Origin of the sequence: Sulfitobacter sp. CW3 (assembly GCF_019392245.1) — a bacterium.
Classification (GTDB): Bacteria; Pseudomonadota; Alphaproteobacteria; order Rhodobacterales; family Rhodobacteraceae; genus Sulfitobacter.
The window spans coordinates 1-266 of record NZ_JAHXRL010000277.1 but is presented as its reverse complement, the minus strand read 5'-3'; the positions used below and the strand labels follow the sequence as shown (position 1 = coordinate 266).

Sequence of the window (266 nt, the reverse complement as noted above, 5' to 3'; positions counted from 1 at the left end):
CGGCCCCGACCGTGAGGGCGGAGGCGATCGCGAGCCAGAGGCCAGCGGTCTTGAGGCGCAGGGCAGCCGCCGTGTTCATCGCTACAGGATTACCTTAAAGAGCAGGAAGCCGAGGACGATGACGGCGACGGAGATCGCCGCGACCGCGTTCAGGTGTCGGTCGAGCACGCCGCGGATCTGCACACCGTAGCGCCCGAGCAATCCGGCGAGAATGAAGAAGCGGGCGCCGCGGGTCACGATCGACAGGATCGTGAACCAGAACAGGC

1 pseudogene is annotated in these 266 nt (G+C 66.5%); it reads right to left on the bottom strand.

The annotated features are described in order from the left end of the window. Positions 1–81: 81 nt before the first annotated feature. A pseudogene (locus tag KZZ06_RS21075) lies at positions 82–266 on the bottom strand (DedA family protein); the annotation flags it as partial.